General features: G+C 45.1%; 9 protein-coding genes. 5 read left to right on the top strand and 4 right to left on the bottom strand.

Translation table 11 applies throughout. The features are described from left to right. The first annotated feature begins 153 nt into the window (after positions 1-153). Positions 154-1,251, top strand: coding sequence for a pectate lyase (gene pelA, locus BACCELL_RS17070; protein ID WP_007213200.1), 1,098 nt, complete (start codon positions 154-156; stop codon positions 1,249-1,251). A 104-nt stretch (positions 1,252-1,355) separates the two neighbouring features. On the opposite strand, the gene BACCELL_RS17065 is transcribed toward pelA, so the two are convergent. Next, positions 1,356-2,495 carry an AraC family transcriptional regulator gene (locus BACCELL_RS17065; RefSeq protein WP_007213199.1) on the bottom strand — a complete coding sequence of 380 codons (1,140 nt, stop codon included), beginning with the start codon at positions 2,493-2,495 and terminating at the stop codon, positions 1,356-1,358. A 265-nt stretch (positions 2,496-2,760) separates the two neighbouring features. Here BACCELL_RS17065 and BACCELL_RS17060 point away from each other — a divergent pair, with 265 nt between their 5' ends. Genes BACCELL_RS17060 through BACCELL_RS17045 form a run of 4 tightly spaced genes read left to right on the top strand, consistent with a single transcriptional unit; the run spans position 2,761 to position 6,855 of the window. Then, complete coding sequence (locus BACCELL_RS17060; protein WP_007213198.1) at positions 2,761-3,495, top strand: anti-sigma factor antagonist; 735 nt, start codon at positions 2,761-2,763, stop codon at positions 3,493-3,495. A gap of 5 nt (positions 3,496-3,500) precedes the next feature. Beyond that, entirely contained in the window at positions 3,501-4,445 is a 945-nt protein-coding gene (locus BACCELL_RS17055; RefSeq protein WP_007213197.1) for an ABC transporter substrate-binding protein, read from the top strand. A gap of 48 nt (positions 4,446-4,493) precedes the next feature. Continuing rightward, positions 4,494-6,434, top strand: a complete 1,941-nt coding sequence (locus BACCELL_RS17050) for a SpoIIE family protein phosphatase (RefSeq protein WP_007213196.1) — start codon at positions 4,494-4,496, stop codon at positions 6,432-6,434. 4 nt (positions 6,435-6,438) lie between these two features. Continuing rightward, complete coding sequence (locus BACCELL_RS17045) at positions 6,439-6,855, top strand: ATP-binding protein (RefSeq protein WP_007213195.1); 417 nt, start codon at positions 6,439-6,441, stop codon at positions 6,853-6,855. Between the two features lie 11 nt (positions 6,856-6,866). Here the strand turns inward: BACCELL_RS17045 and BACCELL_RS17040 are convergent, their stop codons facing one another. From BACCELL_RS17040 to BACCELL_RS17030, 3 genes are all read right to left on the bottom strand, one after another. After that, positions 6,867-8,027, bottom strand: coding sequence for an acyltransferase (locus BACCELL_RS17040; RefSeq protein WP_007219640.1), 1,161 nt, complete (start codon positions 8,025-8,027; stop codon positions 6,867-6,869). Positions 8,028-8,629: 602 nt separating this feature from the next. Continuing rightward, a complete protein-coding gene (locus BACCELL_RS17035) occupies positions 8,630-10,270 on the bottom strand; it encodes a fumarate hydratase (protein ID WP_007213191.1) in 1,641 nt (546 codons plus the stop codon). Between the two features lie 69 nt (positions 10,271-10,339). Then, a partial coding sequence (locus tag BACCELL_RS17030) for a DUF4954 family protein (protein ID WP_007213190.1) occupies positions 10,340-11,286 on the bottom strand: 947 nt, incomplete at its 5' end.

The raw sequence follows: 11,286 nt of genomic DNA, 5'->3' as shown, positions 1-11,286 counted from the left end.
TTTCGGCGGAGTATAACACTAAATTATGCGAGATTTCTTTGTTGCAAATCAGTGGAAAAGTAACAAAATACCTGGAATAAAACAAATATTCCCCATCAGGCGAATTTTTTTCCTCTACTTTTGCCATCAGTAGAACTATAAAAAACAACGACCATGAAAAAGATTTGCCTGTGTTGTCTGGCCTTGTTGTGCCTGACAAACTTATTCGCACAAGAAACCGTAAACTACAAAGAAAAAAAGCCGTATAAAACTTGGGTAAAGATGGCACCCAAGTTAAACGACGAATTCTTTAAAACTCCTGAAGCCATCCGCATTGGCGACAATGTCCTGCTCTATCAACAAACTACCGGCGGCTGGCCTAAAAATATCTATATGCCTGCCGAACTAACAGAACAAGAGCTGGAAGATGTACTTGCTTCCAAAGATGAAGTGAACGAAAGCACCATAGACAACGACGCCACCAGTACGGAAATCCAATACCTCTCCCGCCTGTATCTGGCTACTCATATTAAGAAATACAGAGACAGTGCGCTGGACGGCATCCGTTATATCCTCAAAGCACAATATCCCAATGGAGGCTGGCCTCAGTTCTGGCCCCGTCCCAAAGGTTACTACACACATATCACCTACAATGACAACGCGATGGTAAATGTAATGGAACTTCTGCGCGAGGTATACGAAAAGAAAGCCCCTTATGAATATGTCCCCGACAGTATCTGCAACCGTGCTCGCGCCGCATTCAACAAAGGTGTGGAGTGCATCCTCAAAACGCAAGTTGTCCTAAATGGTAAACCAACCGTCTGGTGTGCACAACATGACGAACATACCCTTGCTCCCGCTAAAGCACGCGCCTATGAGTTACCCTCACTGAGCGGACAAGAGTCTGACGAAATAGTCATTCTATTAATGTCTCTGCCCAATCCCTCACAAGAGGTTATCAACTGTATAGAAAATGCAGTTGAATGGTTCAAGTCATCCAAGATTGAAGGCATAAAGAAAGAGTTCTTCACCAATGACGAAGGAAAGAAAGACTACCGCATGGTACCATGTACGGATTGTCCTCCTTTGTGGGCACGCTTCTATACACTGGAAGATAACCGTCCTTTCTTCAGTGACCGCGATGGAGTGAAGAAGTTCGATATCTCAGAAATAGGACACGAACGCCGTAACGGATATAGTTGGTATAATAGCGACGGACTGAAAGTGCTGAAGAAGTACGAACAGTGGAAGAAAAAGAATAAGATACAATGATTCACCACAGAGTAACACTGAGTTTCACAGAATCTTATTTCTTTAATTGCATATATTGAATATTGAACTCTGTGAAACTCAGTGTTACTCTGTGGTGAAATCCCCTAACCTTCCTGCTGAAGTCTTTCCATATACTCGCTCGGAGACATTTTCTCAATACTGGCGAAATAGCGATAGAAGCTGGAACGCGAAGTAAATCCACTCATAAACATAAGTTCTTTCACTGTCAGTTCTTTCCGTAAAGCCGCCTGTTCCTTAAAGTATTGCAGGCGATTGAAATTAATATAATCCCGAAATCCTGAGAAACCATTGTAACGCAACACCTTATTGAACCGGTGCTCATTGGTTCCTATATCCGTCAACACATTCTGCAATGAATATTGGGGATTGGTAAAAGGTGTATGCCCTTTCATAAAGGCCATCAGTTGCTCACTAAGTTCAAGCACTACGGGAGACACTTCAATTTCCTTGATTGCCTCTATTTCCTGCCGGCTTAAATCAATTACCGGCAATGGCGGTAAAGAGAGCGGGTTATCATTGCGCAGATAGAGTATATTCAGCAAGATAGTAGGCACAACCACAAAATACCCGAAAAGGTTAAAACATAAACCACTGGTTCCTAACATCAGCCAGATATACCCCGACATAATCAATCCAAAACATCCCATATAAATATACATCCCCCTACTCTGTACCCGTCGGATAGGTATCCAACGCTTCAGATAAGGAAGAAGAAAGTTCAAGGAAGGCATCAATACACTGATGACAAACAACATCAGTCTGACCACTACATCCTGCTTTCCCAGATTCTCTCCAATAGCAGCGAAGGACTTCAGCATCGTATAATGCCCGTTAAAGAACTGATAACAGCAAGCAATGCAAACAATCAGTAGTATAGGAATGCAATAATTGGTGATCCTTGTCAGCGTCATCCATCCAGGCTTCAGTGAAGCAATGGGAAATAGCGAAAAGAGCTGGAAAAAGAAAATCACGCGTACAATATGCCAAATAGACAAATGATCCATAGGCACCTCAACGAAGCGGGGTATCTCCTCCACTCCACGGCTAAAAAGCCACATCCACTCTATATTATCGCACAGCAGAAGTAGCGACAGAGTGGTAGCCAACATTCCCCAAGCCTTACGAATTTTGCTTTCAGAAGAATGTGCCCAGATAATCCCTCCTGTAACAAGACCGACGATATCGAGCAGCAGCTCTATAAACAACATGATTACACTGGTCATTTTTCCTTTCGCTTTTTATTTTACAGGTGTTCGTTTATCCGATATATTTTTCTGGCGCAAAGTTATAAAACTTATCAACTATGGGGCAATATATACAATCTTTTTAGTACCATTTTCAAGTAGTATTAAGTACCATTTCAGCCATTCCACCCAAAGTGGGACGCTTTTAAGCGAGGAAGGCCGTTCGATATAAAGGGAAATAGGGATATTTGCACATATTAAGCCAGCTACTATACACGTTACTATAAAGCATTAACGAAAGAACATGGAAAAAGAAATTATTATCAACAACAAGTTGAATGAGACCGGGCGTATTTCCCAATTTATGGAAGAATTGGGAGTATCACTCAACATCCCCTCGGAAATAGCGATGAGCATGAATCTCGCGATAGAAGAGATAATAGCCAACATCATTCAATACGCCTATCCGAAAGGAGAATCAAGCGAAATTCAGCTTCAGGCACATATCACTCCCGGAAGGCTGACTTTCCAGATCACGGACGAAGGAATCGCAGTTGATCCGTTCCAGAAAAAAAGTCCGGATGAAAAGCCATCCCTCGAAGAGCAGCTCACCAAAGGATTAGGGCATTTCCTTATTCACCGCACAATGGACGAAGTAAACTACCGAACTACGGACACCCAAAATCTGCTGACTCTAGTGAAACGGTTGGATATAGACTTTAAACCGGACGCTCTGCTGGACACAAACATTTGCAGAGTAGACGGCATCATTGTACTGGATATAAAAGGCCGGTTGGATACAGCCAACGCCCGCGACTTCAGCATAGCCATACAGCCTTTGCTTCAAGAAGACAAGCCCAATATCATCGTCAATTGCGAACAAATGTCCTACATCAGCAGTTCCGGCCTGCGATGCTTTCTTATCCTGCAAAAGAGCGTACAGAAAAATCAGGGAAGTTTGATTATCGAGGCTATGAGGCCGGAAATAAAAAACATCTTTGAAATGACGGGCTGCACTTCTCTCTTTAATATCCGGTAAATATTATGATGAAAAGATTTATTTTCAGCATCTTCCTATTGCCTTTACTACTTGCTTCACCCCAGACTAAAGCACAAGGCATCATGCTCACCCCGAAGTGGACCGCCCAAGCCCAATTTACCGGTTATTACGTGGCGGATAAGCTGGGATTCTATAAGGAGGAGGGAATTGACGTATGCGTACAACATCCTGCCATCTCAGAAAGCTCTTTTTCGTTTATGGAGAAAGGTCGTGCCCCGGTAGTGATTATGAACCTTTCATACGCATTCATGGAGCGGCTTGCAGGCGCACGTGTAGTAAACGTCATGCAGACCTCACAGGAAAACAGTCTGATGCTTATCAGCCACTCTCCTCTTAAAGGCGAGGAATCTCTTCGAAACCAGAAGATAGCCGTATGGAATCATCTGAGCCAAAAACTACTTGACCGGCTTGCAGAGCATTACGCCCTGAAACAGGTAGAATGGATACGGTTCAACAGCGGAGTCAATGTGTTTCTTTCCGGGGCTGCCGATCCTTGCCTGGTAGGAAGTTATAATGAGTATCTCCAATTATCGGAATACGGGATGAACGTTGATTCGATATACTCCATACGTCTTGCCGACTATGGCTACAACCTGCCTGAAGATGGGTTGTACGTCACGGAAGAGTTCTATAACCAATATCCGGAAGTCGTGCGCAAACTGGTAAAAGCCAGTATGCGTGGTTGGGCATGGACCAACGAGCACCGTGAAGAAGCCCTCGATATGGTTATGGAAGAAGTGAAAAAGGGCAATATAGGCACCAATCGCTACCACCAACGCAAAATGCTGGAGGAAGTTCTCCGCCTGCAAGTGGACCAGCAAAGCGGACAACGTACCTACCGCCTCAGCCGGGAAGGATTTGCACGCGCTGCAATGATATTGACGCCTGCCGGAAGTGCCAGTATCCGTTACGAGGATTTTGTAAAATAAACAACACTGCACATCACCATATCTCCCTAATTATATAATCATTCCTCCATGAAAGCATTTTTTTCCCCATCGTTTGCCACCAAACTAAGCATTTATGTGCTGTCTTTCACGCTGATAGTTTTTGTCTGCATCATGATGCTGTTCTATAATTACAGCCGGAAGCAGATAACGGAAGATGCCATAGACCATGCACACGGACTGCTGCGCAACACAGCTACACAAATCAGCGGAGAGTTGCAGATTGTAGAATCTACCCTCGAACAGTCCGTCTGGATTGTGGAGAAAAACCTAAGCACCCCCGATTCTCTAAAAGATGTCCTCACCGCCATCGTGAAAAACAATAGCCTGATTGTAGGAAGCGGTATCGCTTTCATTCCCGGATATTATAAGGAGAAAGGGAAATACTTCATGCCATACGCCTTCAGCATCAACGAGGGGGCAGAAGAGATCGTGAACTATCTGAAACTGGGTGGAGCAGACTACGATTATCCCTGCATGGACTGGTATCTGATACCTAAACTTCTGAAAACGAGTTATTGGAGCGAACCCTACTACGACACGGGAGGCGGAAATACAATTATGAGTACATACGCGCTACCTCTTCGCAACCCACAAGGAGAGGTATATGCCATATTTACGGCCAACATTTCCCTGTCCCGTTTCACCGATATGGTGAATAAGTTGAAACCTTACCAATCCAGCTATACCTTCCTGCTCAGCCGGAACGGTAGTTTCCTCACCCACCCCGACCGGGAAAAGATAATGAACGAAACCATTTTCTCCGTTGCCCTGGGCAAGAATGATGTTCAGGAAGAGGAAATAGGCCGCAATATACTTAACGGTGTGACCGGCACAGCACAATTCAACAATGCGGAACAGGACTCATACGCTCTATATACTGCCATCCCTAACTGTGGATGGTCTGTATGCACCATCTGCCCCAGCCAGGTGATACTCCACAATCTGGATGCCACCTCCCACCGCATCATCTATATTTTCCTGGCAGGTATGCTGGTACTGCTTCCGTTGATCTATCAAATCATTCACAGACTGGTACGTCCGCTCAGAGAATTTTCCGAATCCGCCCGTTCCATTGCCACAGGACGTTTTGATGTGGCATTACCCGAAGTACACTCCAAAGATGAAATAAAAGATTTGCACGACTCACTGGTCTATATGCAGCAGTCATTGTCGGGCTACGTTTCGGAACTGCGCACAACGACCGCCTCCAAAGAGCGCATTGAAAGCGAATTGTCCATTGCCCGCGAGATACAGATGGGAATGATTCCCAAAATCTTCCCACCCTACCCCGAACGGGAAGACGTGGACCTGCATGCCATATTGCATCCTGCCAAAGAAGTAGGCGGCGACCTCTACGATTTCTTTATCGACAATGACCGGCTTTACTTCGTCATCGGTGACGTATCGGGCAAAGGTGTTCCGGCCTCACTCTTCATGGCCATTGCACGCAGCCTGTTCCGCACCCTCGCCCAACAGGCCACCTCGCCTGCCGAGATTATGAGCAAGATGAACCGTTCTATCTCCGAAAACAATGAGGCCAATATGTTCGTTACCCTCATCATCGGCATACTCGACCTGAAAACCGGAAGCCTGCGTTTCTGTAATGCCGGACACAATCCACCTATTATAATAGGTGCAGACGGAAATACAACGCTACTGAAGGCAAAAATACAGTTATTCGTAGGAGTACTGGAAGATATGGAATACACCGATGAAGAAATCACTCTTGAAAAGAATACCCGTCTTTTCCTTTATACCGACGGAATAACCGAGGCTGAAAACGCCTCCAAAGAGCTGTATGGTGAAGATCGCCTATTATCAACTCTGGCTCCGCTGGGCACTTTCGACGTACGCATAATAGTAGATACAGTGGTTCGTTCCGTAGCCTCCCATGTACAACAAGCAGAGGCCAGTGACGACATGACCATTCTGCTAATTCATTATGAACCTAAAACAATAAAACCATAACATCATGGAAAAAGAGATCCGAATAACCAACGAGCTGGATGAGATCACAGCCTTGGCAATCTTTGTAGAAGAATTCTGTTCTGACTTGTCCCTGCCGGCAGAAACAACCATGCATATCAATCTGGCACTGGAAGAAGCTGTCAGCAATGTTATCATGTATGCCTACCCGCTGGAAGAGCATCATGAAATCCGACTAAAAGCCAGCCTGACAGACAATCAATTAATCTTCTTACTGACCGACAAGGGACTTTCCTTCGACCCGACCAATGCCCCGGATGCCGATATCACCATTCCCATTGAAGAACGTGCCATTGGTGGACTGGGTATATTCCTGATACGAAGCATTATGAATGAAGTTTCATACCAACGCCTGGACGGTGAAAACCGTCTGACCATGAAGAAGTATATTGAATTAGGATAATCCTACAGAGACTATCCCATCACCCATTTCGTTTTCTTTCCAAAACAACGGTATGCCATTGCCACCAGGAACCAGGAAACGCCAAATGCAACCACTGCGGCGACAGGTATCTGCAAACACAACGGAACACCTGCCGCCCGCATCAGTACCACTGACGGACCGGTGAAGAAGTAGTGTATCATATAAACTCCGAAACCGCAAAGTGTCAGATTGGATAATGCCTTTATCATCCGCTCCGAACGAATGTTCACTCTCTTTGCCCACATAAATACAGGAATGGTCATCATCACCACATTCAGTGAGCAATAGGTAAAGAACAATTCCAGCATTTCATCCGTAAAGTCCGGCAATGCCGTCATGTGGCGGAAACCGAAGAAAGTAACCGCATAGCCCACCACAAACATAGGAACACCTATCAGTGCAGCTTGCCGTCCAGTCCAGTCATGGTTGCGCAGATAATGCCCCAGAAGCAGGTATCCATTAAAGCCGGCAAAATAATAAAGCATGCCGAATGAGTTCCACGAACAAGTTCCCCACAAGTATTGCGCTACAAACTCATTATAATAAGGTATAAGCAATGTCACTCCCCATACTGCCAAGAACCAGAGTTTGGCTTTCTCCGAAGCTTTCTCCACCCAGGCGGAGAATATCGGCAAATACAAGTAGAGTCCTATCAGCAAATAAATGTACCACATGTGTACATCGAGGATAGAAAAATTAAAAGGAAGTTCGGCAATATATCCCATGCTGACAGCTAAAGACTGGCGCATCACTTCTTCGCCCGAGTACGGGAAGAAGTCAAGAATCACCCGCGGTTCCACTCCCAGCAATCCTGTAATCCAAGGGAAAAGATTATAAATCACCGACCAGATAAGAAACGGAAAAAACACACGTGGAATACGTTTCTTATAGAATACGGATGCATCCCCACGCACAGGAAGCAACAAAGCTCCCGTTATCATCACAAAAAGAGGTACGCACGGACGCAGCACCGCCCCATAGACAGCCCCCCAAAACTTGATATCTTCAATATTCGGAGCCGTTCCCGGATAAAAGTTGAAAGGGTCTGTGCAATGACAACAAACCACGGTAAACATAGCTATCAGTCGCACGACATCCAGCCAAACAACACGGGAGTCCGCCTTCGGAGAAATGTGGGGAGTAGTTTCCATAACTGTCAATAAGATTAATCTGATTTTGAAGGTGTAAAGATAGAAATTAGTATCGGCATACAAGAATATCTTATTATTTTTCTGATATCCACCTGAGGTTAGTGACACTAAAAAAAATACTTCTTTATTTCCTACATCCTACACCGACAACCGTTCTCTCTTGATTATCAAGCAAATAAATAACGTAAAATGGTGTAGGATAGTGTAGGATGATGTAGGATGGTGTAGGCAAACCTGTTGCAGAACTTATAGACTCCACAATGGAATACTTAGGAACAATAAGAAAAACGGGAAGAAGGTCGTATGAAAACCAAGCTTTGCTTTATTGTTTTTGTTCTTTTGCCTGTAGCAAAACTTCATCCCACAGTTGCGGGCTCTACGTTTTCCATATGGGGGCTGTTCGTCCCGCAATTGTGGGCTGCACAGCCCCCATATGGAAAACAAGGTTTTGCTTATAGCATAATGACATAAACATGAAAGCTTTAGGGGAAAAAGGAAGGAGCATATCAAGTTCTACATCTATTAAACCAAGAAAGCTGTCCCAAGGAGTTAATCAACTTCTTCGGGACAGCTTTCACTTAATCTATATAGAAAGATTCCTCTTATTTACTACAGTTCCAAGGTTTCAATTGTTTAAAGAAATCGTTGCCTTTGTCATCTACCAGGATGAATGCAGGGAAGTCTTCCACTTCAATCTTCCAGATAGCTTCCATACCGAGTTCGGGATATTCTACACATTCGATACTCTTGATGTTGTTCTGCGCCAAGATAGCGGCAGGACCACCGATAGAACCGAGATAGAAACCACCGTACTTCTTGCAAGCATCCGTCACCTGCTGGCTACGGTTACCCTTTGCAAGCATAACCATGCTGCCACCATGACTTTGGAACAACTCTACATACGAGTCCATACGTCCCGCAGTAGTGGGGCCCATAGAGCCACAAGCCATACCAGCCGGAGTCTTGGCAGGACCGGCATAGTAAATCGGATGATCCTTGATATACTGTGGCAAATCTTCACCACGGTCCAGACGTTCTTTCAGCTTAGCATGTGCAATGTCACGGCCTACGATAATCGTACCATTCAATGACAGACGTGTAGCCACCGGATATTTAGTCAGTTCCTTCAAGATATCTGCCATCGGCTGATTCAGGTTTATCTTAACTACGGCACCTTCGCCTGCATGACGCATTTCTTCCGGGATGAGTTCGCCCGGATTACTGTCCAGTTTTTCAATCCAGATACCTTCTTTGTTGATCTTACACTTGATGTTACGGTCGGCAGAGCAAGAAACGCCCAGACCTACCGGACAAGATGCACCGTGACGAGGCAGACGAATGATACGGATATCATGAGCCAGATATTTACCGCCGAACTGTGCACCGAGGCCAATCCTATGGGCTTCTTCCAACACTTCTTTCTCAAGTTCTACATCACGGAAGGCACGTCCGTATTCATTACCCGTAGTGGGCAACTCATCATAATAATGAGTAGAAGCCAGCTTTACCGTCAGCAGGTTCTTCTCAGCAGAAGTACCGCCAATGACGAAAGCGATGTGGTAAGGAGGACAAGCAGCTGTACCCAACGTCTTCATTTTCTCAACGAGGAAAGGAACCAGAGTGCCGGGATTCAGGATTGCTTTTGTTTCCTGATACAGGTAAGTCTTATTGGCCGAACCGCCACCTTTGGTCACGCAAAGGAACTTATATTCCATACCTTCGGTAGCTTCGATATCTATTTGCGCAGGCAGGTTACACTTCGTGTTCACCTCGTCGTACATATTCAACGGAGCATTCTGAGAGTAACGCAGGTTTTCTTCAGTATATGTTTTGTAGACACCCAACGAAAGAGCTTCTTCATCACAATAGCCAGTCCATACCTGCTGTCCCTTTTCACCATGAACGATAGCCGTACCGGTATCCTGACAGAAAGGAAGCACGCCTTTTGAAGCTACTTCTGCATTGCGCAGGAAGGTCAGTGCTACATATTTATCATTATCACTTGCTTCGGGGTCGCGCAAAATCTTAGCAACTTGCTCATTGTGCGAACGGCGCAACATAAATGACACATCGCGGAAAGCCGTGTTAGCCATTGCTGTAAGACCTTCTTTTTCAATCTTCAGAATGGGCTTTCCTTCAAACTCGCTTACGGATACATAGTCTTTTGTAAGCAGATAATACTCAGTCTTATCTTCCCCATGCTCAAACATAGGTTGATACTTGAACGGAGGTGTTGTTGCCATAATTACTCGTAAATTAAATTAATGAATCGTAGCACAAAGGTAAGAACTATTATTGAAATATTTCTTTAATTAGAGTGAAAATGATGACACCCTCTGCATACGACCTATCAATTCGTCACCCAACGCTGTCTTATCTTCAATATGTTTCAGCACGGCAGTGACAAACGGATTACTTTCAAAGTCACCGCGTACCTGCTCAAAGTCCATTTCTTTCTCTGCGCGCGAGCCGTCGGCACCGAAGCCCGTCATAGAAGCCAGCGAGAATTCTTTCTTGGCATCATCATACACCATACGGTCCAACCCGACTACCGCTTCCTTCCACTTCTCTACAATGCGGATGATGTCTGTAGCCGTAATATTGTCCGGTTTGATTCCGTAGTATTCCTCCAACTTTTCATAAGCCCAGGTCCACTCATAAGTGTAGTAGTTCTGATGCATCTTCTCAAATTCAGCATTGATGTACTTCAGACGGTCTACTTTTCCACACTCGATATCATTGATCAGGGCATCTATCTCGCTCTTCGGAGCTATCAGGCCGGAAATGTCCACCCACTCACCGCTACCCACTGTGGTGTCGGGCTTCAGGCGGGCACGTATTTCTTCATTGCTTTTGAATTCAATACCTTCCAGACGTTTGATGACAGAGTTTCCAAGGAATTTATGGATGGCGATCTCATAGAACTTGATACCCTTCACCAATGCCGAGTTACGGATCTTCGCACTATGGAAAGAATAGATATCGGAAAGTTCGCCCGAAGCATGGCGCAGGTTCTGCAAAGTTTCCCGTCCCTTGAACATCTTCTGCACGGTATAGGGACTGAGTAAGTTGTAATTGATGAAATCCAGTTTGTTGGAATCCGTACGTCCATCACGCTTCGGCCACTTCTGTGCATCACGGATGGTTCCTACACTTCGCAGGTTGACGCCCGGTACAAGATAAGTAGTATTGTTCTGCTCTATCAGATAGGAGAAAGGCAGGTTAGAAGTATCGGAATGATTCACATGGGTTGGAAACC

This window comes from Bacteroides cellulosilyticus DSM 14838 (assembly GCF_000158035.1).
In the GTDB taxonomy this organism is placed as follows: domain Bacteria; phylum Bacteroidota; class Bacteroidia; order Bacteroidales; family Bacteroidaceae; genus Bacteroides; species Bacteroides cellulosilyticus.
Note: the sequence above shows the minus strand (reverse complement) of the source record. Positions and strands in the feature narration are given on the sequence as shown.